Genomic DNA, 21,705 nt, shown 5'->3' with positions numbered 1-21,705 from the left:
GTGTTCATCGCCCTGTCGCGGCCCGCCGTCACGCTGGCGGGCACGCCCGATCCGGTCATCGAAGCGATGGTCAATCTCATGCCCGACTACAGCGCCGGCCGTCGCCTGCACGCGCTCTACGTCAACAAGGCGCAGAGCGCGCTGCCGGGCCACTGTTCGCAGCTCTTCGGCACCGGCCCCGCCTTCCGGGGGGTGTTCTACCCCGGCTGGCGGGCCGACCCGCTGCTGGCGGCCGCGGACGCGACCGGGCTCGCGGACTCGTGGTGGCGCGAGTTCTCCGTGGTGGTCCTGTGCCAGGCCATCGCGGAGCTGGGCAGCAACATCCGCGGGCAGATGCTGGCGGACAAGATCCGCGGTGACGTGGCGGCGTTCAACGCGCAGCTGCGCGCCCGGTCGGCCCGCGCGTACGCCGCGGTCCTCGGCGCCACCTACGAGCCGCTGGTGGCCTTGTTGCGCCAGGTGAACCGCGACGTCGCCAAGGCGCGGTTCCGCGAGTCGCTGCTGGCCAACGTGCTCAACCGCCAGCTGTGGTTCCAGGCCGGGATGTGGACCAGCCCGGAGTGGGAGCTGTTCAACCAGTACGCCAAGTACCTGGTGCTGGGCGCCTCGGACGCCGAAGTCGACACGCTGATCCGCGAGCTGGGCGAGGCGGGGCTGCCGGTGCCGTCCGTGGTGGGCCAGGGGAACTGGCGCAGCTACGCCGAGGAGCTGCGGGACAAGCGGGACGTCGACGTCGCCGACGTCCGGGACGCCTGCGCGCGCCCGGTGTCGGAGACGACGTACACGGCGACGTACGGCGGCGGCCTGGCTTCGCTCCCCAACGGCAACTCCTACGAGTTCACCGCGAACGGCCAGCCGGGGGCGGCCTACCGCCGTCCGCCGGGCGGGTCGTGCTTCACCGGCGACACCCAGGTCCTGCGCGAGGACGGCAAGCCGGTCGCGTTGCGGGCGGTGAAGCGGGGTGACGTCGTCCTGACCCGGGACGGCATGGCCACGGTGGCCTACCTCGCGCGGCCGCTGCGCGCCGGACGGCGGCTGTACCGGCTGGCCGGCGGCGGCCCGGTGTTCACCGGAACCCACCCGTTCCTCAACGCCGCACCGGAGAACCCGGACACCCCGTCGCCCGCGGTGCTGGCCGTGGACCCGGTGGCGCTGACGTCGGACGTCCCGACGCTCGGGCAGAACGGCGTGGGCGCGCTGGCGCCCGGCTGCCTGGTGCTGTCCCGCTCTCGGGGGCGGGCCCCGGAGCCCGCCCGGGTGACGGGAGTGGACTGCGTGCCGTGCGAGGACACCAGCCTGTACGACCTCCGGCTGGCCACGGCATCCGGCGCCCGCCAGGAGTTCTGGGCGGGCGACGGCGAGCGGTTCTACCTGGTGGCCCCGGAGTACCCGATCCTGGACGAGGCCGGCCCGGCGGCGGCGACGGTGGTGGCCGTCATGGAGGGGCTGCTGCGCTCGGACCGCGCGGGCTGGCCCCCGTGGACCATCGACCGCCTGGCCCGCTTCGGCCCGGGCATCTTCCACGACGCGCTGACGCGCGCGCTGGCAACGACACCGTCGTTCGGAGCCCCGCCCCCACCGGGCGGGCTCCACGACCGCATCGACCGGCTGTACGGCGAGCTCGCCGGGGCGAGCGAGGAGACGGCGTCGATCGTGGCCGCCGTGTTCGACGGGCTGTTGTCGGCAACGGGCCAGTGGCTGTCCTCCCTGGTGGCACTGGGCTGGCGAGCATCGTTGCTGCTGGGCGGCGAAGTGGCGGCGGTGACGGTGTTCGACATCGCGCTGGCACCGGGAAACCCCCTGCCACCGGGCGCGGACCTCCGCCTGGAGGTAACGGCGTCCACGGCGGAAACGGTGATGTGGAACCGGCGCGGCCGCGCGAACACCCGGTTCCACCACTACTTCGACCAGCTGATCCACCTGAAGACAACGGCTGATGACTTGTCTTTCGCGGTGACGGTGGAGGGCGCGGCTTTGCCGGCGTTGACGGCCGGGGTGCCGGAGGCGCTGGGTTCGGCGATGCACACGCTGAGATCGGCGCCGTTGGTGGACGCGTCGGGCAGGGAGGTGGGAACGATCCGTTTCGACACAAGGAGGTTGGGCCACGAGGCGGCGTCGCAGGAGCTGGCTGAGAGCGGCTGCTGGACGGAGCCGGCGGCGGAGGCGTATGCGAACGCTCTGGGAGCGGCGATGGTGGCGCCGATCGTTTCGATGCTGTGGCAGGCACCTTCGGATGCGGTGGCGGGTTCCTGAAGGGCCTGTGCGGTCCGGCCCTCAGGCACACCGCACTCAAAGCATGACAAAGGTCAGCAGGATCAGCATCGCCGTGATCGTTGCCACGAGCAGCAAGGCCGAACACCCCGGACTTCGCCGGCTGTCCTCGGCGAACACCCCCTCGCGCGTGGCGGGGGTACTGGCTCCCGCTCGCCGACTCGATTCGATGCGGGCGGAGGACATGCCAGGTGTTTCGACATTTGTTCGCAGCCATTCGAGAAAACTGATCTCATCGTGGGAACTCGGAGCAGTTCGCAACAACACCAGGATCCGCGGAGCGGCACGCAACAACCGACCCCAGCGCGACCGGACAACCACCTTGATCGCGAGTTCGTTGACGCCGAAGTGCAGCAAGTCGTACGGCCAGATCGAGAAATCGCCGTGTTGCCCACGGAAAGTCACCCGACCGGCTGTCACGGCGACGAGCTGGACAAGATCGGCCTGTTGCGGGATGGTCAGCAACGCCGAGGGCACAGTGACCGGCACACTGGCCTGCTCGACATTTTCGCTCTTCCGGTCAGCCGGCGCGGCCAACGCCCGGACAGCGTTCAGCTGCAACTCCGAAAGAAGAACAACGGGCCCCGATGACGGCACCGAGACGGTCGCGATCCGGCCGTCGTCAAGGACGGTATCGCGAATTTCCCACGATGAGTACTCGCCACTCTGCGCCACCGCCATCGCCAGCCAGGCAAGTGGCACCCCGCCACAATCGTGAACCACCGATCCCACGCGGAGGCCACCCGATCCGGACATCGACGTGGACGGCAATTTCGAAAGACCGACCGAGTCGAAGAGCGCGCCCAGTTCGGCGACCACGGCGTCACCGACGGCCAGCTTTCCTATCAGTTCACCGGTTCGAGCCAACACGTCGGGCGACGTGAGCTTGATCGCCGCAGAAACGAGATCGGCCGCCTCCAGATTTTCGCCTTCGAGGCCGTGCAAGAAGGTCAGACCGTCACGACCGTACTCGTCAGGCAACTGAAAAGAACAGCCATACACAGCCCATCGACCACCGTTCGCCGAGGCCGACGCCGCCAGGTACAAACGTTCCGGCCGTCGCATGAGGAGGTCATCGATGTTTCGTTGCGCAGTGAAGAAGTAGGCTTCCGAATCGGCGTCGGACGTCACATCAAGGGGAAGCTGACACAGTCCCTCCGCAGGCGAGTACGAATACAGCGAGTACCCGTCTTCACGAACATTGACCCGGAACAGGTGTCGCACCTCGCCACCTACTGCCACGGGACGAAGATCTTGGAGGTTTTCGTAGTGGCAGCCATTGGGCCGACGAGATCGTTCTCCGCAGCCTTCCCGGCAACCGCAGCGACGAGGCCGCGAGCCGCTTCACCCAACACGATGGACGTTCCCTGGTTGGCCAGCGCATTGTCGCGGTCACAGACCGTAACCGTTTCGCAGACTTTTTCCTGATTGCACACACCCCGCAACGGCTTCAGCACATCACTGCACGCAGTGACACAGAGATCGAGCAGATCCGAAACCGACACACCAGGGCGACGCTTCGCCAGCAGGTCGAATTTGTTGAAAACTATGACAAGCCGTTGGATATCAATTTCATGATGCCCGACCAGTGTTCGCAGGTTGGCAAACAGATCACCATTGTAATATTCTGAAGTTTTGTTGTCGACACCGTCGATCGCCACGATGCTGTCAAACATGCAGATGACCACGACTCCGAGGTTCTTCCCGGTGTTGCGCTTCACTTGATCGGTTTCTTGAAGCGCCACCTCGACGACTCTCTGCTGCGCGCTCAGTTCGCCGGGGAAGTCGTGGACCCGCAGCTTCAGGTGCGCGTGTTCCCGAGTGAGGATATCCGGGTCGGCGAAGTGCGGAACCGCGTCCGGTTTCTCGAAGTCGTACACCGGTACCGTGCTCTCACGGTGCGTCGTAGTTGCTCCGAAGCGTGAATGATCCCATGGCGCGTGCCATTGCATCATCAGCGACGTCTTGCCGACATTGCGCGGCCCCAGAAGCAGAACCGGCTGGACGTATTCATTCACGACCGAGCTGGCTTTGAGCCTGTCCACCACTTCATGATATTTACGGGAGAACCCTTCAAGGGTGCGAACGTTTTGCGTTGCCTGGTCGAGTTCAGCCGTGAGCCGATCCGATTCCCGCTCCATCTCCTGCAACTTCGAGCCAAGCAGCTTGTTCTGCTGACTGATTCCCCGGCGTCCGAAGACGTAGGTCACGAGGGCCCCGGCGACCGCACCGAGAACAGCACCAAGCACCTCGGGGGTCAGCCACCAGGGGGTATCGCCGCTCGCCGCGGCAGTCGCTCCGAACAGCCAGCCGACCACCAGCATGTAATGACCAGCAACCACCGGCTTGTCCCATCTGTCGAAATGTCATGACCTTGCGACTAGTCGATGGAGAACCGGTCTCCGTTACGCCTCAGCCGAATTGAAACTCTGTATGGTTTTCCTTGACCTGTTCAAAATTAACCACCCGGCCGGATGCCTTTCGAAGGCGGCAAAAGCGAGGCGCTTCAGCCTCACGGCCATGGCCGCCAGGTGTCGCCAGGTCCTTGACCTGGCCATCTGCCGGTCCTGCGCGACCCGCCGGTCGGCGTCGCGCATGAGTTCTTGGCTTTTCGCTCGCCCAGCTCGGTAAGAGATAACAACAAGCGCCACCAGGGTACCCTTGAGGCCGATGCTTGCGCTGCGGTCGCCGTGTCCACCATTACTCCTCTCCGTCACAGAAGTGGTGACGGTTGGTCGCAGATCAAGTTGCCGGAGCTACCGGGATCCACTCGAAGTGCCGCATCCGCACAGCGATGGGCGCGCTGTAGCCGCGTTCGCGGAGATCTCCCGCGAACATCGACCAGCACCGATCGATTGCGACATTCGTTGCTATGCAAGGGTTCCAACACTATCTAGTGTGGATCGACGCGTGTCGATGGAGTCGCGCGCTGTGTCCGTTTCGTCTTCTGGGGGTAGGTCCTTATGGACGATTTCACCGGTCTGTCACGCAGAGGTTTCGTCCAAGGTGCCGTGATCAGCGGCGCCTCCCTGTTCGTCAACCCGGCCGTCGCCGCCGCGGATCCTGCGGTCGCCGCGGGGCCGGACGCCCGGAATGGCGGCCCGGCCGGTGGGGAGCTCAGCTTCACCACCGACTCGGCCGCCCTCCACCCGGACACCGTCGTGTCGACGGCCTGCCAGTTCTGCAACTCGAACTGCCGCCTCAAGGTCGGCATCCGGGCCGGGCGGGTCATCAGCGTGTCCGGCGACCCGGACGACCCGGTCCAGGCCGGCAACTTCTGCGTGAAGGCGTCGATGATGCCGGAGCTGGCCTACAGCCCGCTGCGGCTGACCACGCCCCTGCGCCGCGTCTCCGGCGCCAAGGGCTCGAAGGACGCGAAATTCGAACCGATCTCCTGGGATGCCGCCCTCGATCTGATCGCCGACCGGCTGCTGCAGCTGCGCGACAGCGGGCAGGTGAAGTCGATCGCCAACCGCACCACCGGACGGCTCCCCCGCGGGACCGGCTCGCTGGTCGCGCGCCTGTTCGCGCTGCTGGGTAGCCCGAACAACACCGATGTCGGGCCGGTCTGCAACGACGCCGGCGGCAACGCGCTCGCCGCGACGTTCGGGCTCGGGAACTTCACCAACGGCTACGGCGTGGACCGCGCGACCGGCCGGGAGGACCTCGGTGCCGCGAAGTACTTCCTGTTCCTCGGGACGAACCAGGCCGAGACCCACCCCGTCACTTTCGACTACCTGCTCAGGTCCAGGAAGAAGACCCGCGCGAAGCTCGTCGTCGTCGACCCGCGCCGGACGCCGACCGGGGCCGCCGCCGACACCTGGGTGGCGCCGAAGCCGCACACCGACCTCGCGCTCGTGCTCGGCATGCTCCAGCACATCGTCGCCCGGAATTTGCACGACAAGGCGTTCGTGCAGCGCTGGGTGCTCGGGTTCGCCGAACTACGCGATCACGTCAAGGACTACACCCCGGACTGGGCCGCCGGCGTCACCGGGGTGCCGGCCGCGACGATCCGGCAGCTCGCCGAGGACTACGCCACGGCCAAGCCCGCCGCGATCTTCTGCAACGCCGGCATCTCCCACCAGCTCGGCGCCTTCGACACCTACCGCGTCCTGACCTTCCTGGCCGCGGTCACCGGCAACATCGGCGTCCCGGGCGGCGGCTGCAACTTCATGCACAACACCTGGCCCGGCGACCTGCGCCTGCCCGAACTGACCGTCAGCACGCCGCCGCTGGAGCAAGCGCTGCCGGTCGGGCCGGACTACTTCGCCGAGTCGATCCTCACCGGCCGCCCGTACCCGCTCAAGGCCGTCATCACCGAAGGCAACCCGCTCATCTCGAGCGCCAACACCAACAAGGTCCGCGAGGCGTTCAAGAAGCTGGACTTCTACGTCTACACCGGCCTGTTCATGGAGGAAGCCGCCTACTACGCCGACGTCATCCTGCCCGTGACCAGCGGCCTGGAGCTCGACGGCGTCTACATGCGACGCGACGACCGCGCGATCCGCTGGCAGCACGCCGCCGTGCCACGGGTCGGGCAGTCCAAACCGGACTGGGAGATCTGGATCGACCTCGCCCACGCCTTCGGCCGCCGTGACCGCAAGAAGCCCGCCGGCTACTGGACCGACGCGTTCCCGGAGAGCTGGAAGGACTACTCCCAGCTCTGGGCGGAGTTCGTCAAGCACACCCCGGCCATGGGCGGGATGACGCAGCAGCGGATGGACGCCCGCGCCGAGCCGCTGCGCTGGCCGTGCCCGACCCCGTCGCACCCCGGCGTGAGCACGCTCTACCTCGACCACCCGTCCTGGTACGAGGCGGCGGCCGCGCTCGGCGCGCCGGGCAAGCGATTCCTCACCCCCAGCGGGAACGTCGAGATCTTCACCCCGGAGCTGGACCGCAAGCTCGCCGCGGCCGGTCACCGGGCCCTGCCGGTCTTCTACACCCACCCCGAGGTCACCGGCGCGAACCCGACGATCGCCTACGAACCCGGGTTCGTCACCAACCCGGTCAACCCGCAGGCGGTGACGCACAAGGTCCGCCTCGGCGTCCCGGGCTCGGACGCGGTGCACCGGGACTTCCCGCTGATGGGCATGACCGGGCGGCCGAGCGTCGTGCACTTCGCGAGCGTGACGCATTGGACGCCGACCGGCGAGCAGCTCAACGGGATCCGCCTGGTCCAGGTGCACCCCGACACCGCCCGGCGATTCGGGATCGGTGACCGCGACACCGTCGTGGTGGAGAGCCCGCGGGGGAAGGTGACCGGGACGGCGTTGTTCTGGCCGGCGATCCGGCCGGACACGATCTTCGTGCCCAACACCTTCGGCCCGGCCCAGCAGGTCGGCGACCAGTTCGGCGATCCGCGCTACGAGGCCGCCAACGGGCTGGTCGACGACGCGTTCTACGACAACCTGTCCGGCCAGCAGGCGTACAAGTGCTTCGCCTGCCGGATCAGCAAGGCCTGAGCGGTCAGAGCTGCGAGGCGCGGCGCCGTTCGAGCAGGACGGTGTCGCGCCACCGGCCGTCGAGTTCGCCGATGCGCTCGCGGATGCCGACGGTGCGGAACCCGGCGCCGTGGTGCAGGGCGACGCTGTTGCGGTTCTCCGGGAAGATCGACGTCTGCAGCGTCCACAGCTCGCCCTCATCGGCGGCCGTCACCAGGTGGTGCATGAGGGCCTTGCCGACGCCGCGGCCGCGGAACTCCTCCCCCACGTACACCGACGTCTCGGCGACCCCGGCGTAGCAGTCGCGAGTGGACACTGCCGCCGCGGCGGCCCAGCCGGCGATCCGGCCGTCTACCTCGGCGATCCAGCGGTGGCCGCGCAGCCACTTGGCCTCGAGCTCGGCGCGGGGCGGGACCTCGGTTTCGAAGGTCGCGTCGCCGGTGGCGATGCCTTCGCCGTAGATGCGGCGCACGGCCGGCCAGTCCTTGGCGCGAAGGGGCCGGATGGTGACTTCCGAGGCAACGACGTCATGCTCGGTGGGCTTGGGGGCGAGCAGGCCCATGACGACGTCGGCGGCGTGCGGGAGGCTCACCGCGCAGGAGGCGTTGACCGACACGAGGGTGGCGGTGCCGACCTTCCGCAGGCGCACGAAGCCGACGTCGGCGAGCTTGCGGACGTGGTGGGAGCAGTTGGACTGGCTGATCGCCATCTGCTCGGTGATCTCGCCGATCGTGACGGCCTTGCCCGCGGCCGCGACGGCGTGCAGGATCCGCACGCGCGTGGTGTCGGCGAGGCACGCGAACCATTCGGCGTAGGTCGCGGCGTCCTCGACGGGCAGCAGCGCGGCGTCGGGCGCGGTGGTCGTCATGTCCCGATTGTGCCTCACCCGGGTGAGGGATCGACGGCGGTCGATGGTTCAGGTGCTGTGCAGCTCGACGAGCTCCTCGGCGCCGGCCAGGTCGGCGACCACCTGGGTGTGGTCGCCGCCGACCGCGATGACGTGTCCGTAGCGAGCGAGGTAGGCGCGTGGCGGGAGGGCGAGCTTGGTGCCGGGGCCGGCAGTGCCGAGGGCCTCGTGGACAGTGGGCCCGAAGCGCTCGGGGTGCACGGTGGTGGCGGTGACCTCGCAGTCGTGGGCCGGGTACAGGAAGCGGATCGCGGCGGTCCGGCGCAGCGCGCGACGAGGGGTCGGCGGGCGGCCGACGGCGACCTGACCAGCGGCGACGACCGGGTCGGCGCCGCCGGCGAGGATGCCGAGCCGCGGGATGAAGTCGCCGCCGAGGCGGGCGTTGATCTCGACCAGGCGCGGGCCGCGCGGGGTCAGCTTGAACTCCGTGTGGGTGGCGCCGTGGGTGAAGCCGATGCCCTTGTGGACCTGGTCCAGCTGGTCAAGCAGCGCCGCGTCATCGAACAGCGGGTCGTCCGCGTCGACGACGTGGCCGGTTTCCTCGAAGAACGGCTCGAAGCCGGTCTGCTTGCGGGCGATCACCAGGGGATGGCAGACGCCGTGGTCGACGACGGCGTCGACGCTGATCTCCGGCCCGGTGAGCAGCTCCTCGACCAGCACGTCCGCCTCGTAGCGGGGCACACCCGGCCAGGACGCTCCGGCGGCCGCGGTGAACGCCTCGGCGACCTGCTCGGCGGTGTCGGCGCGCAGCACGCCCAGGCTGCCCGCCAGGCCCCGCGCCTTGACCACCACCGGGTAGCCGATGTCCCCGGCCGCGGCGACGGCGTCCCCGGCCGACGCGACCGGCCGGGACGCCGGCTGAGGGACCCCCGCCTCGGCGAGCACGGCCCGGGTCGCGGCCTTGTCCCGGCACGCCTGGACGGCTTCGGGCGGGCTGCCCGGGAGCCCGGCCTCCTGTGCGACGGCGGCGACCGCGGTGACCAGGGATTCGTCGTAGGTGAGCACGCCGTCGGGCCGGAACTCCAGGTTGCGCACCGCCGACGCCAGAGCGTCCGGGGAGCGGGTGTCGACGACGGTGACGCCGTCGACGTGGGCGGTCTGCCAGGTCGGCTCGACCGAGTCGAGCAGCCACAGCCGGAAGTGCGGCCGCAGCGCGGCGAGGATGTACTCGCGGTAGCGGCGGTCCCCGCTGCCGACCAGCAACAGCGCCGGGTGCTCGGTCACGACGTCCTTTCCAGCGGGACCGCCTCATCGTTGCCGTCGCGCGTGGCCAGCAGGCCGAGGACGGCGTTCGCGGCGGTGGGCAGGCCGACTTCGCAGCTGTGGTTGATCGCGTAGAGGATGCTGGTCCCGGCTCGGCGGCGGGTGACGAACCGGACCTGGGACAGGATCTTCAGGTGGTGGGAGACCGTGGGCTGGGCGATGCCGAGGTGGTCCACGATCGCGCCGACGGGAACCGGGTCACGGTGCTGGGCCAGGAAGTGCACGATCATGACCCGGTTCGCGTCCGACAGCGCGTGGAACCAGCGAGCGTAGGACTCGGCGGTCTCCCGCTCCAGCTTGTGCTCGCTCACTCCGCCAGGTTAGCGAGCCAAGATGAACACCAGCGCCGCGACGACGCCCGCGACGGGCGGGGTGACCAGCCAGGCGATCAGGAAGTTGCGGACCGTCCCGCCGGAGATCCGGCTGAGGTTCGGGCCCGCCGACCCGGCGATCGCCCCGGTGGACACGTGCGTGGTCGACATCGGCAACCCGGCCCCTGCACCGACTCCGACGAGGGCGGCGGTGGTGAGGTTGGCGAGGAAGCCTTCGCGGTGGTTCATCTTGACCACGCCTTCGCCGAGCTTCTCCGCGACCCGCATCCCGCCCAGCAGCGATCCGGCGGCCATCGCGGCGGTCACCAGGACCATGATGTGCCACGGCTTCATCCCGGCCGGGACCAGCGCGAACGCGCCGATGGCGACGATCTTCGGGGTGTCGTTGAGGCCGCGGGCGAAGCCGGTGGCGCCGCTGGTGAACCAGTGCGCCCCGGTGATGAACCGGGACGAAGTCTTCTCCGGCGTCACCGCGGGAGCCGTCTTCACGGCGACGTCGCCGCCGTCCGAGGTCGGGATGGCCGACGGGGTGCTCGCAGCACGGCGCTTGTTCGCGGCACCGGTGGCGACGGTGAGGATGAGCGTGATGGCGTAGGCGACGACGATGCTGACCAGCAGCGGCGTGACGAGCTTGCTGCCGACGGCGCTCCAGGAGACGCCGCCGGTGCTCATCAGCAGGCCGGCGCCGACCATGCCGCCGATGAGGGCGTGGGTGGTGGAGACCGGCAGCCGCAGCACGGTGGCCAGGCCGACCCAGAACGCGGCACCGGCGAGCACGGCGACGGCGAACGCGTCGGTGGTGGTGCCGGTGATGATGCCCTTGGAGAACAGGGCGGTCATCTTCGACGCGAGGCCGAGCGAGAAGACGCAGCCGATCAGCGTGGTGATCGTGCCCCAGAGGATCGCCGTCTTGTACTTGGTGACCCCGGCGCCGGCCAGGGTGGCGACGCCCTTGGGGACGTCGTTGCTGCCGTTGACCGCCGCCAGCGCGGCGACGAGGACGAACACGACTATCGCGGTGAAGGACATGCAGGTACTCCCCTCAGTGGTCGAAAACCTCGGTGTTCAACAGCAGCTGCTCTCGGGCCCGCACTCGTCGGCGCTCGGCTTGCGGGCGCGGATGATCGCGGAGTGCATGCCGTCGGCGGCGTCCTGGGTGAACACGACCTCGGCTTCGGTCAGCCCGACCTCGGCCAGCAGCGAGAGGTACTCGGACTTGGACAGGGCACCGGCGATGCACTGGCTGACGCCGCCGCGCTCGGCCCGGTCGGCGGGCGTGAGGTGGTCCTCGGCGACGACGTCGGTGATCCCGAGCCGGCCGCCGGGCGCGAGCACGCGCGCCATTTCGGCGAACACCGCGGGCTTGTCCAGAGACAGGTTGATCACGCAGTTGGAGATGATGACGTCGACGGTGGCCGCGGGGAGCGGGATCTGCTCGATGGTGCCCTTGAGCAGGATGACGTTGTCGACCTCGGCGTCCTCGATGTTCTGCCGGGCGACGGCGAGCATCTCCTCGAGGAAGTCCAGGCCGAAGACCTGCCCGTCCGGGCCGACGCGGCGGGCGGACAGAATCAGGTCGAGCCCGGCGCCGGAACCGAGGTCCAGGACGGTCTCGCCGTCGCGCAGCTCGGCCACGGCGGTCGGGTTGCCGCAGCCGAGGCTGGCCAGCAACGCGGCGTCGGAGGCTTCGTCGGGGCCGATGTCGCCGTAGGCGCCCGGCCCGAACCGGGTCGGGTCCGGCGCGCAGCAGCTCGTCGCTTCCGCGGCCTCGGCGGCCTTGCCGCGGTAGTAGTCCTGGATCTCGGCGGTGGTGGTGTCGGTCATGGTCGTCTTTCGGGGGTCAGGCGCCGGTGGCGGCGAGCCGGTGGACCGGAGTGGGGTAGCCGGGCTTGAACGACACCGGCGCGGTGGCTTCGGATCGGGCGCCGGTGGCGGCGTTCGCCGTGGCCACGGCGTCGCGGACGGCGGCGTCGAGTTCGGCGGGCTCGCAGGCGACCCGGGCGTTGACGATCACCCGGGCCGAGGTCGCCGGCTTCGCAGCGGCCCGGTCGACCGTCGGCCCGGCGTCGGCGGCGGTGAGGCTGAGCTTGGCGAAGTCGCCGTCGCCGGCCTCGACGGTGAGCTTGGCGTGCCCGACGACCGCGCCCGCGCAGTTCGCCCAGCTGCCGAGGGCGGCGAGCACCTGCCGGCCCCACGCGGTGAGGTCGAGCGGCGCCTCCGAAGTCAGCTGCACGTCCTGGTTCATCCAGGCCAGCTGGGCTTCGGCGGCGGCATAGCGGTCGTAGTCGACCTGCAGGTCGACCGCCTGGTTGCCGGACGGGCCGTCCCACGCCTTGACCAGCTCGTCGATACGGTCGCCGGACTTGGCGCTGTAGCCGACGACCGCCGCGTTCGGGTAGTCGGCGGTCAGCCGCGTCATCAGCTCGGTGGCGCGCTCCGGCGCGATCGTGTCGAGCTTGTTCACCGCGATGACGTCGGCCTCGGTCAGCTGCTGCCGGAACAGGTACGACAGGTCCGACTCCGGTTCGCCGCGCTGGGCCGCGCGGTCGAAAGCCAGGTACCGCAACGGGTCGATGACTGTCGTGAGTGGACTGACGACCATGCTGTCGCCGTAGTAGGCCCGCAGCGGCCGGACCACGGTGGCCTGCAGGTCGGTGCACGAGCCGACCGCCTCGGCGATCACCGTGTCGACCGTGGCGTCGCCGTCGACCAGGGCCCGGATGGTGTCGACGAGGTCTTCGAAGCGGCAGCAGAAGCAGCCGCCGGTGACTTCGGCGACGGAGTCGAGCTTGCTGCGCACCAAGGCGGTGTCGACGAGCTCGACGCCTTGGTCGTTGGTGATCACCGCGACGCGGCGGCCCTGCTCCTGCAACGCCTGCGCGGTGGCGATCATCGTGGTGGTCTTGCCGGCTCCGAGGAACCCGGTCAGCGGCACGAAGGTGATCACGAGCGTTCCTCCAGTGGTTTCAGCCGTCGGAGCAGCAGGCGCCGGAGCCGCCGGAAACGACCGGCAGCGGAGTGCGGGTGGCGGCAGGAGCATCGCCGAACGCGACACGGCGACTGGCGCCGAAGGCGTCCATCCACTTCGCGACCTGCGGGCGCAGCTCCGGATCGGAGACGACCATCGCGGTGGTCACCGGCCGCGGGGTGCAGCCGCGCAGGACCTTCGCCTGGTGCGCGCCCGCACCGAATTCGACGGTGCGCAGGCCTTCGGCGTAGGCGTCGCGGACCGGGGCGTCGAGGACGAGGGCGAAGTAGATGCCGCTGCGCTCGCCGATGGCCGCGTAGTCGAAGCCCGCCCACTTCGGGAACAGCCGGTGGTGCTTGCGGATCACGACGCAGGTGGCGACCAGGGCGCCGTCCTTCGTGCCGAGGTAGGCGCGCACGTCCGCGTGGGCGTCGAGCAGGGCGGTCAGGACGTCGACGATGTGCGAGGGTTCCTCGCCGGCGCCGTTCTTCTCGCGGTTGAGGCAGGTCAGCTCGGCGATCCGGGTGACGTGGGGGCGGATGGCTTCGCCGTCGACGCGCTCGACGTGCACCCCGGCCGCCTCGGCGCGGCGGACGTCGCTCTTGATCCGCTGCCGCTTCTTCAGCGGCAGCGCGGCCAGGTGCCCGTCCCAGGAGTCGGCGTCGAGACGCAGGTAGTCCTCGTAGCCCCAGAAGGTGCTGTGCCCGCCGACCTGCTGCAGCGCGGTGACGAGGGCGTCGTTGCCGCTGCGGCCGGAGATCCACGGCGCGACGACGCAGTTGATCCCCTGCTCGAACGCCGCCGGGACCAGCTCGGAGACCAGCTGCGCCATCAGGCTGGGCGTCCAGAAGTTGTAGGCCACTTCGGTGCGGTAGCCCAGCGGGGAGCCGAGCAGCAGCGCGGGGAAGAACGGCTCGGTGCCCAGCGCGTCGACCTCGTCGCTGATGCAGGCGTCGGTCTCGGCGCCGCAACAGACTTCCTCACCGGTCGGCGCCTGCCACCCGAGGTAGGTGCGCGGCTCGTGGTCGACGACCGGCGGCGTCGTCAGCACGTACCCGGGCAGCAGGGCCAGCTCGCCCCGGGCGCGGGTCGCGATCGTGTGCCACGGCTGCAGGTCGGTCAGCGCCTTTTCGCTCGCCCCGAGCCAGGTCGGGCCGAGGTAGGGGAAGACGTCGGTGAGGTCGGCCAGCTCACCTTCCCAGTCCAGGTCCGGTAGTCCCTGACCAGTGCTCACCACGACACGCGGTGCTCCACCCATTGCTTCCTGTCCCTCCCGATCCGGTTCCGGCCTGGCTCAGCACTTCACGCAGCAGCGGACCTTGCCGACGTCCTCGGCATCGGCGCGGCGCTCGGTCCACAGCTCTTCCACGCGGCGGTCGGGGTGGGTCCATTCGACCCACAGTCCGCGGTCGACGGTGGCGATGTCCTCCATCCACGGCGAGGACAGCAGCGGCGAGCCCTTGAACAGCAGCAGCCGGGTCTGCAGGGCGGTCGGGTCGGTGACCTTCGCCAGCCCGGTGTCGACGAGGAAGTCTTCGAAGGTGAGCAGCTCGTCGTACTCCACCCACGGGGTGAAGGGGATGAACGTAGGGTAGAGCACGAACCCGATCCGTTCGGCTTCGGCGATCGCGGCACGCATGTGGTCGACGTCGATGTGCTTGTCGAAGATCCGCAGGATCCGGTTCGACGGGAACTCCAGCGCCGAGGTGACCTTCACCAGCCCGAGCGACACGAGCTCGGTGAGTTCCTTCTGGTAGCTGAGGATGTGGTCGACGCGGGTGGTGAACTCGAACGTGATCGGCCCGATCTCGTCGACCAGGCGGCGGACGACGCCGGCGCCGATGGTGCGGGAGTTGAAGAACTCGGCGTCGATGAAGCAGAAGTGCCGCACGCCTTCCTCGGCCAGCTGCAGGCAGTCGGCCAGGACGGTGTCGGCGTGGTAAGCGGCGACCCCGCCGTCATAAGCGCCGTACACCGAGCAGTACGTGCACTTGTGGTGGCAGCCGCGGGTGACTTCCACGTTGCCCATCAACCCGTACTGTGAATGGTGCGCCGGATAATGCACCAATGACGGGAACAAATCACGAGCAGGGGCCGGGACGGCGATGCGCCGGTGCGGCGGTTTCGGCCGCATTCCCTGCGCGGTCATCGATGCCGGCACGGTGGCGACTTCGCGTTCGCCGCGGGCGACCTCGGCGAGTTCGGTCGCGACGAGCTCCGGCTCTTCCATCACGATCGCGTCGACCGTTTCGAGGAACCGGCGATGGTTCATCTGGGCGTACTGCCCGAACGCGACCAGCTTGGCGCCACCGAAGGATTCCCGCAGCCGGGCGGCAAGGTTGAGGCCACGCTCGACACCCTCGAACTGCTGCACCGAGAGCAGGACCAGGTCGAACTCGCCGTCCGGTACCGCGTCGGGGTTCTTGTGGGCGTCCCAGCCGACGACGTCGGCGTCCTGGGCTCGCATCGCGGCGCCGGCGCACGCGGAGGTCAGCGGCTGAAGCTCGGCTTCGAAGGCGGACGCGACGAGTACACGCGCAGCGGGCATGCTTCCCCCACAACTGAATCGGACAAAAAGGATTTGGTTCCCCCAGCGGAACCGGCCCAGCGACGGGCCTCTCCTCGTACGAGGGATCACGATTGCATGCTTCAGCGATACATGTCAATGGATCGATAAACGCAGGTAGATCACGGTTTTCGGGGCTGCAATTCATCCTTTCGGACGTTGTGATCACGCCCGCGCCGGACTCCACGGAGGACCTTCCCGACGATCGGCGGGTATGGACCAGGGTCCTTTCATCGACTAGCATCGATGAAAGCTGGGGGCAGCTGCACGTCCTCCGCATCGCGAAATCCGGTCCCCGATGTCAAGGATGGTGGCATGGACAAGGTCCTCGAGGTCCTGCGCTTGGCCTGGGAGAATTTGGTCGACCTGAGCATCTTCTTCTTCATCGCACTGGCGATCGCTGCGATGGTCGACCTGCTCTACCTCGACGTCGTCGCGCGCCGCTCCTTCCGCAAGCACGGTCTGCTGGGCGTCCTGTTCACCACGTGCCTCGGCGCGTTCAGCCCGTTCTGCTCCTTCACGGTCATCCCGTTGATCCGCAAGCTGCTGCGGGGCGGCGTGCCGTTGTCGGCGGTGATGTCGTTCTGGATCGCCTCTCCCGCCATGGATCCGCCGATCTTCGCGTTGACCGCGAAGGAGATCGGCCTTCCGCTGGCGACCGCCCGCCTCCTCGGCGCCCTGGTGCTGGCGATCGGGGCCGGGGTCATCATCCTGCTGGTCGAGAAGCGCGGCGGGTTCAAGGACGTCCTGCGTCCGGAGAAGAAGCCGGCTGTAGACGAACGCGAGCGGCACGTCGCGCAGAACCAGGTCGCCGTCGCGGCCGGCGGCGGAGGCACCGCGGTCCTCGCCGACGCCCCGACGTCGACCGGTGGTTCGCCGACCTGCGCTGCCGACGGAAGCTGCGCCCCGGACGAGGACGACGATGACGGAGCTCCCTGGTGGCCGCAGGCGAAGGCGAGCCTGCAGTCGAAGCGGAACTGGCGCATCACCGGCCGGAACTTCCTGCGCGACACCGTGTCCTTGGGCAAGTGGCTGGTCTTCGCCTGTGTCTTCGAAGGCGTCATCCGCGTCTACGTCCCGAACGGCATCATCACCGCCATCCTCGGCGGCGACAAGGGCTGGTTGGCCATCCCGCTCGCCGCGGTCATCAGCATCCCGCTCTACCTCAACGGCGTCGGCGCGATCCCCATCGTCGGCGGCTTGCTGGCCAAGGGCATGGCCCAGGGCGCGGCGGTGACGTTCCTGCTCGCCGGATCCGTCACGACCATCCCGGCGATGGTCGCGGTCCGCAGCGTGGTCAACAACAAGGTCTTCGCGCTGTACCTGGCGTTCGGCATGCTCGGCAGCATCTTGCTCGGCTTCCTGGCGCAACTGCTCTTGTGAAGCTTGTGCCGGGCGGGCTGCCCCTCCCCCCAGCCGCCCGCCCGGCACATCCCCACCGGCTCCCGTTGACCTGGAAGGGTTTCTCGTGTCCGTACCCGAGGTTCTGTTCGTCTGCGTCCACAACGCCGGCCGGTCGCAGATGGCCGCGGCCTTCCTGCGTCACCACGGCGGAGACCGGGTCGTCGTGCGTTCAGCGGGCTCCGCGCCGGCCGGCACCGTCAACCCGGCCGTCGTCCAGGTCATGGCCGAACGCGGCATCGACATCTCGGGCGAGCAGCCGAAGAAGCTGAGCACCGAAAGCGTCGAACGGTCCGACTTCGTCATCACGATGGGCTGTGGGGACGCGTGTCCGGTCGTTCCCGGGACGCGCTACTTGGACTGGCAGCTGGACGATCCCGCTGGGCGTCCGGCCGAGGAGATCCGTCCCGTCCGGGACGAGATCGAACGGCGGGTTCAGGACTTGCTGTCCGAGCTGGCAGGCGCTTCGGCGACGGCGGGCCGGGCCGCGAGCGACACCGGGACGGCGGCGACGGTGAGCGCGCCGAGCACGAGGAACGCGGTCGAGTAGCTGCCGGTGAGCGCGGCCAGCGCCGCACCGGTGTAGGGCGCGACCGCCGACATCGTCACCAGCGGCGCGGACAGCAGCCCGCTGAGCCGCCCGTACCCGGCAGTGCCCCACCGGTCGGCAACCGCGGTCGCCTGCAGGAGCGTGAACACGCCGCGGGCCATCCCGGCCAGGACCGAGGCGCAGACCAGCGCCACCGTCGACGTCAGCACGCCCAGCAAGGTGGTCGTGGCCGCGAGCACGACGATGACGACGGCGGTGCGGGTCCGGACGCCGGTGCGGTTGACCAGCGTCGCGAACCCCAGCCGCCCGGCGACCTGGCCGGCGCCACCCAGTCCGAGGGCGATCGCGGCCGTACTCGTCGACAGCCCTCGCTCGGCGAGCAGGGCCACCAGGTTGACGACGACGGCGTAGGTGCCGAGCGCGGTCAGGCTGAACGCGGCGACCAGCGCGACGAACGCCGGGCTCCGCGCTTCACTTCCCGGAATCGCCGGCTGCGCGGCGTCGGCGACGACCGGCGGCCACGGTTGGCGGAGCCCGAACCAGTGGCCCGGCACGGTGACGACGGCGAGCACGACCGCGAGGACGACGTAGGTGCTCCGCCAGCTCAGGTGCTCGGCCAGCAGCGCGGTCAGCGGGGCGAACACCGTGCTGGCGAACCCCGCGACCAACGTCAACGTCGTCAACGCCCGGACACGGCGAGGGCCGTACCAGCGGGTGAGCGCAGCGAACGCCGGCGGGTAGAACGTCGCGGCCATCGCCGGCCCCGCGCAGATCCAGCCGATGAAGAACCACGGCAACGTGCGTGCGGTCGCGATCAGCACCACCGCCGCCACGCCGACCACGGACCCGGCGGTCATCAACAGCCGCGGACCTCGCCGATCGAGCACTCGTCCCACCGCGATGCCCGTCACGGCGGAGACGAGCAGCGCGACCGACAGCGCGGCGGTGAGCGCAGCCGGCGACCACCCGGTGTCGCGGGCGATGGCCGGGACCAGCACGGGGAAGGCGTAGAACAGCACGCCCCAGCTGGTGATCTCGGTGAGGCACAGGACGGCCAGCACCGCACCGGGCTTGCGGTCGGTCAACGGAGCCCGGCCGCCAGGGTGTCGAAGTCCGGGAACGATTCGGCGATCGGGGAGCCGGTGAACGTGCCGACCCAGCCACCGTCGTCGTGGAAGAACCGGACCGACACGTAGTCCGGCCGGGTCCCCATGTCGAACCAGTGCGTCGTCTTCGCCGGCACGCTCAGCAGGTCGCCCGCTTCGCACAGGACGCCGTAGACGTTCGGTCCGATGTGGAGGTAGAAGACGCCGCTGCCGCGGGCGAAGAACCGGTCTTCGTCGTCGTCGTGGGTGTGCTCGGCGAGGAACTTCTGCCGTGCTCGAGCGGCCTCATCGGCCCACGACGGATCGGCGGACGGGGTCATTCGCACGGCATCGACGAGTCGGTAGCCCTCCTGCGCGATGACCTTGTCGATCTGCGGCCGGTAGGCCTCCACGACCTCGTCGGCGGTGACCTCGAGAGGAAGGTCCTCGACGACGTCCCAGCGTTCGAAGCGGACCCCGAGTGCGCCGAGTTCGCGGGCGATCGTCCCGGCGTCGGTGGTCCGCAGCCGCACCCGCTCGGGCTGGTCGTCAGGCCAGACGGTCAACAGGGTCATCGTGTTCCCCTTTCGTGGGCGTCGATCGTGAAGCGCAGCAACCATTCCAGGCATTCGAGGCGGTGGCGTGCCTGGTGCAGATCGTCTCCCCAGACGTAGATGCCGTGCCGGGCGACGATCAGCGCCGGGGTGTCGGGCCGGAAGCCGGCGGCGAAGGCGTCGCCGAGGACCTTCATGTCCTGGCTGTTCGGGATGACGGGGATCGTCACGACGTCGTCGTGCGCGGCCCGCCCGAACCCCTTCAACATCTCCAGGTCGCGCAGCACCACCCCGGTGGGTGAGCGTTCGGCCGCCAGCACCGGGGCGAGTGCGTGGACGTGCACCACGGCGCCGGCCCCGGATGCCGCGGCGATGCGCCCGTGCAGCCCGGCCTCGGCCGAGGGAACCCGCTCGGGGTACGGCTGGTCCGGGACCGCGACCCCTTCCTCGTCGACGAGCACGACGTCCTGTTCGGACAGTTCGCCCTTGTCCCGGCCGCTGACCGTGACGACCAGCCGCAGCGGGTCGCGTCCGGCGACGACGGAGAGGTTGCCCGACGTGCCGCGCATCCAGCCCATCGTGCTGTAGCGGGCGGCTTCGGCGGCCAGGACGCGCCCGGCGAGGTCGAGCGCGGTCATCTCGGGAGCACCTTGACCTCGTCGAACGAGGCGACCTCGAGGTGAGCGCCGAAGTCGGCCTGCGCGTACGGCTCGCCGGTACGGGCGACGCCGACGGTCTGCCAGCCATCGGCGGCCGCGGCGTCGAGCTCGGCCGGGACGTCGGAGAAGAACGCGATGTCGGCGGCCTCCGCGCCGAGCGCGGTGGCGATCGCCCGGTAGGACATCGGCTCGCGCTTCGGGCCGGCGTTGACGGTGTCGAAGTGGCTGTCGAACAGGCCGGTGAGATCCCCGGCGGTGGTGCGGGAGAAGGAGGCGATCTGGCCGGCGACCGAGCCGGAGGAGAACACCGCGAGCCGCAGGCCGGAGTCGTGCCAGGCCCGCAGGGTGGGAACGACGTCGGGGAAGTACTCGGTGATCAGGTCGCCGTCGGCGTACCCGCGTTCCCAGATCAGCCCCTGCAGCGTCTTGAGCGGAGCGGCCTTGCGGTCCTCGGCCATCCACCCGTGCAGAGCAGCCACGACCTCGGCGGTGGTCGCGGTGCCGGGCAGGCCGGCCAGGCGCTTGGCGTCGGCCACCGCCGCTGTCACGACCGGGTCGCCCGGGTGCTCGTCGATCCACGGGCCGAGCCGCGGGCGGGCGTAGTCGTAGAGCACGACGTGCACCTGGCTGGTGGCGGTGAGCGTGCCCTCGATGTCGAGCACCACCCATCGGGCGGACAGCGTCGTGGTCACTGGTTGGGTTCCCCTTCCGCGTAGTACTCCCCCAGCCGATCCGGGGCGAACGGCCCGCGGTCGGTCACCACCGTGGTGACGAACCGCGGCGGTGTGACGTCGAAGGCGGGATAGCGGCCGTGGATCGGGCCGCTGGTGGTGGGCTGCCCGAGCACGGTGAGCACCTCGGCGCCGTCGCGGTACTCGATCGGCACGTCGGTTCCGGTCTCGGTGGCCTGGTCCGGGGCTTGCACGAGGGCGTGGAACGGGACATCGAAGGCCGCGGCGGCGACCGCCAGGCCCAGCGTGCCGATCTTGTTGACGACGTGGCCGTCCATGGTGACGCGGTCGGCCGCGGTGACCAGCGCGTCGATCCGGCCCGACGCCAGCTCGGCGGCGCCCATGCCGTCGGTGATCACCGTGGTGTCGACGTCCATCTCGGCGAGCGTCGCCGCCGTGAGCCGGGCGCCCTGCAGGTAGGGCCGGGTCTCGGTGCAGACGAACGCCGGCTCCTTGCCGGCGCGGCGGGCCGCGAGGACCAGCTCCACGAGGTAGAGGTCGGCCCAGCAGTGGGTGAGCACGACGCCGTCGCCCGGCAACAGCTCGGCCGCGTGGCTGCCGAGGGTGCGGCTGCGGGCGCGGTACACCTCGTCGCCGCGGCGGGCGCCCTCCTCAGCCGCGTCGACCACATCGTCTCGTCCGGCGACGGTGTCGAGCACGCAGGTCACGGCCTTGCGCAGGTGGTTGTTCGTCGTGCGGGTGGCGATGAGCCGCGCACCGGCCGATTCCAGGTGGGCACGGGCTTCGGCGGGCGGCAGACCGGCCGCGGCGCGGGCAGCGAGGACCATCCCGCCGAGCGCGGCGAAGTACGGACCGGAGGACTGGGTGACCATGCCGCAGATCGCGTCGGCGACCTCGTCGACGGTCTTGCAGAGCACCCATTCGCGCCGGAACGGGAACCGGCGGCGGTCGAGGATGTGCACGCCGTCCTCGTCGAGGCGGACGCTGTCGGCGAGGACGGGCAGCAAGTCGGTCAC

19 protein-coding genes are annotated in these 21,705 nt (G+C 69.7%); 4 read left to right on the top strand and 15 right to left on the bottom strand.

Features of this window, described 5'->3' with window-relative positions; all coding sequences use genetic code 11:
- Positions 1–2,253, top strand: a complete 2,253-nt coding sequence (locus ACWEGE_RS30430; RefSeq protein WP_449663874.1) for a hypothetical protein — start codon at positions 1–3, stop codon at positions 2,251–2,253.
- A gap of 36 nt (positions 2,254–2,289) precedes the next feature.
- Here the strand turns inward: ACWEGE_RS30430 and ACWEGE_RS30425 are convergent, their stop codons facing one another.
- A complete protein-coding gene (locus ACWEGE_RS30425; protein WP_449663873.1) occupies positions 2,290–3,495 on the bottom strand; it encodes a hypothetical protein in 1,206 nt (401 codons plus the stop codon).
- A gap of 8 nt (positions 3,496–3,503) precedes the next feature.
- On the bottom strand, positions 3,504–4,595 hold the full coding sequence (locus ACWEGE_RS30420) for a hypothetical protein (RefSeq protein ID WP_449663872.1): 1,092 nt from the start codon (positions 4,593–4,595) through the stop codon (positions 3,504–3,506).
- A gap of 687 nt (positions 4,596–5,282) precedes the next feature.
- On the opposite strand from ACWEGE_RS30420, the gene ACWEGE_RS30415 reads away from it, so the two are divergent.
- Positions 5,283–7,733, top strand: a complete 2,451-nt coding sequence (locus tag ACWEGE_RS30415) for a molybdopterin-containing oxidoreductase family protein (protein WP_449663871.1) — start codon at positions 5,283–5,285, stop codon at positions 7,731–7,733.
- Positions 7,734–7,737: 4 nt separating this feature from the next.
- Here the strand turns inward: ACWEGE_RS30415 and ACWEGE_RS30410 are convergent, their stop codons facing one another.
- Genes ACWEGE_RS30410 through arsL form a run of 8 tightly spaced genes read right to left on the bottom strand, consistent with a single transcriptional unit; the run spans position 7,738 to position 15,730 of the window.
- The gene (locus ACWEGE_RS30410; protein WP_449663870.1) at positions 7,738–8,580 is read right to left on the bottom strand and encodes a helix-turn-helix domain-containing GNAT family N-acetyltransferase; all 843 of its coding nucleotides are present in this window, start codon (positions 8,578–8,580) and stop codon (positions 7,738–7,740) included.
- 48 nt (positions 8,581–8,628) lie between these two features.
- On the bottom strand, positions 8,629–9,843 hold the full coding sequence (locus tag ACWEGE_RS30405) for an ATP-grasp domain-containing protein (protein ID WP_449663869.1): 1,215 nt from the start codon (positions 9,841–9,843) through the stop codon (positions 8,629–8,631).
- Positions 9,840–10,193 carry an ArsR/SmtB family transcription factor gene (locus ACWEGE_RS30400; protein ID WP_449663868.1) on the bottom strand — a complete coding sequence of 118 codons (354 nt, stop codon included), beginning with the start codon at positions 10,191–10,193 and terminating at the stop codon, positions 9,840–9,842. The genes ACWEGE_RS30405 and ACWEGE_RS30400 overlap by 4 nt, the downstream gene beginning before the upstream one ends.
- Positions 10,194–10,202: 9 nt before the next feature.
- On the bottom strand, positions 10,203–11,243 hold the full coding sequence (locus tag ACWEGE_RS30395; protein ID WP_449663867.1) for an anion permease: 1,041 nt from the start codon (positions 11,241–11,243) through the stop codon (positions 10,203–10,205).
- Between the two features lie 36 nt (positions 11,244–11,279).
- Positions 11,280–12,038 (bottom strand): methyltransferase domain-containing protein, encoded by a 759-nt coding sequence (locus tag ACWEGE_RS30390; protein ID WP_449663866.1) that lies wholly within the window; start codon positions 12,036–12,038, stop codon positions 11,280–11,282.
- 16 nt (positions 12,039–12,054) lie between these two features.
- Complete coding sequence (locus tag ACWEGE_RS30385; protein ID WP_449663865.1) at positions 12,055–13,161, bottom strand: GTP-binding protein; 1,107 nt, start codon at positions 13,159–13,161, stop codon at positions 12,055–12,057.
- Positions 13,162–13,180: 19 nt separating this feature from the next.
- Complete coding sequence (locus ACWEGE_RS30380) at positions 13,181–14,416, bottom strand: GNAT family N-acetyltransferase (protein WP_449663864.1); 1,236 nt, start codon at positions 14,414–14,416, stop codon at positions 13,181–13,183.
- A 60-nt stretch (positions 14,417–14,476) separates the two neighbouring features.
- Positions 14,477–15,730: an arsinothricin biosynthesis radical SAM protein ArsL gene (arsL, locus tag ACWEGE_RS30375; protein ID WP_449663863.1), complete on the bottom strand. Its 1,254-nt coding sequence runs from the start codon at positions 15,728–15,730 to the stop codon at positions 14,477–14,479.
- A gap of 333 nt (positions 15,731–16,063) precedes the next feature.
- Between arsL and ACWEGE_RS30370 the strand changes: the two genes are divergently transcribed.
- Together ACWEGE_RS30370 and ACWEGE_RS30365 are read left to right on the top strand one after the other, a co-directional pair.
- On the top strand, positions 16,064–17,131 hold the full coding sequence (locus tag ACWEGE_RS30370) for a permease (protein ID WP_449663862.1): 1,068 nt from the start codon (positions 16,064–16,066) through the stop codon (positions 17,129–17,131).
- A gap of 85 nt (positions 17,132–17,216) precedes the next feature.
- Positions 17,217–17,699 (top strand): arsenate reductase ArsC, encoded by a 483-nt coding sequence (locus ACWEGE_RS30365; RefSeq protein WP_449663861.1) that lies wholly within the window; start codon positions 17,217–17,219, stop codon positions 17,697–17,699.
- Here the strand turns inward: ACWEGE_RS30365 and ACWEGE_RS30360 are convergent.
- Genes ACWEGE_RS30360 through ACWEGE_RS30340 form a run of 5 tightly spaced genes read right to left on the bottom strand, consistent with a single transcriptional unit; the run spans position 17,585 to position 21,705 of the window.
- The gene (locus tag ACWEGE_RS30360) at positions 17,585–18,784 is read right to left on the bottom strand and encodes an MFS transporter (protein WP_449663860.1); all 1,200 of its coding nucleotides are present in this window, start codon (positions 18,782–18,784) and stop codon (positions 17,585–17,587) included. The two genes, ACWEGE_RS30365 and ACWEGE_RS30360, sit on opposite strands and share 115 nt — an antisense overlap.
- Complete coding sequence (locus tag ACWEGE_RS30355) at positions 18,781–19,359, bottom strand: 1,2-dihydroxy-3-keto-5-methylthiopentene dioxygenase (RefSeq protein WP_449663859.1); 579 nt, start codon at positions 19,357–19,359, stop codon at positions 18,781–18,783. Before ACWEGE_RS30355 ends, ACWEGE_RS30360 begins: the two co-directional genes overlap by 4 nt.
- On the bottom strand, positions 19,356–19,976 hold the full coding sequence (gene mtnB, locus ACWEGE_RS30350) for a methylthioribulose 1-phosphate dehydratase (protein ID WP_449663858.1): 621 nt from the start codon (positions 19,974–19,976) through the stop codon (positions 19,356–19,358). Before mtnB ends, ACWEGE_RS30355 begins: the two co-directional genes overlap by 4 nt.
- Positions 19,973–20,689, bottom strand: a complete 717-nt coding sequence (mtnC, locus tag ACWEGE_RS30345) for an acireductone synthase (RefSeq protein ID WP_449663857.1) — start codon at positions 20,687–20,689, stop codon at positions 19,973–19,975. The genes mtnB and mtnC overlap by 4 nt, the downstream gene beginning before the upstream one ends.
- Positions 20,686–21,705: a methylthioribose-1-phosphate isomerase gene (locus tag ACWEGE_RS30340; RefSeq protein WP_449663856.1), complete on the bottom strand. Its 1,020-nt coding sequence runs from the start codon at positions 21,703–21,705 to the stop codon at positions 20,686–20,688. The genes mtnC and ACWEGE_RS30340 overlap by 4 nt, the downstream gene beginning before the upstream one ends.

It is taken from the genome of Amycolatopsis sp. NPDC004747 (assembly GCF_053601335.1).
The sequence above is the reverse complement of the archived record's forward strand: the minus strand, read 5'-3'. Positions and strand labels throughout refer to the sequence as shown.

Coding starts and splice junctions, on each gene's coding strand:
- ACWEGE_RS30395 (WP_449663867.1), bottom strand. CDS start 11,243: ATGTCCTTCACCGCGATAGTCGTGTTCGTCCTCGTCGCCGCGCTGGCG.
- ACWEGE_RS30390 (WP_449663866.1), bottom strand. CDS start 12,038: ATGACCGACACCACCACCGCCGAGATCCAGGACTACTACCGCGGCAAG.
- ACWEGE_RS30355 (WP_449663859.1), bottom strand. CDS start 19,359: ATGACCCTGTTGACCGTCTGGCCTGACGACCAGCCCGAGCGGGTGCGG.
- ACWEGE_RS30420 (WP_449663872.1), bottom strand. CDS start 4,595: ATGCTGGTGGTCGGCTGGCTGTTCGGAGCGACTGCCGCGGCGAGCGGC.
- ACWEGE_RS30370 (WP_449663862.1), top strand. CDS start 16,064: ATGGACAAGGTCCTCGAGGTCCTGCGCTTGGCCTGGGAGAATTTGGTC.
- ACWEGE_RS30410 (WP_449663870.1), bottom strand. CDS start 8,580: ATGACGACCACCGCGCCCGACGCCGCGCTGCTGCCCGTCGAGGACGCC.
- mtnB (WP_449663858.1), bottom strand. CDS start 19,976: ATGACCGCGCTCGACCTCGCCGGGCGCGTCCTGGCCGCCGAAGCCGCC.
- arsL (WP_449663863.1), bottom strand. CDS start 15,730: ATGCCCGCTGCGCGTGTACTCGTCGCGTCCGCCTTCGAAGCCGAGCTT.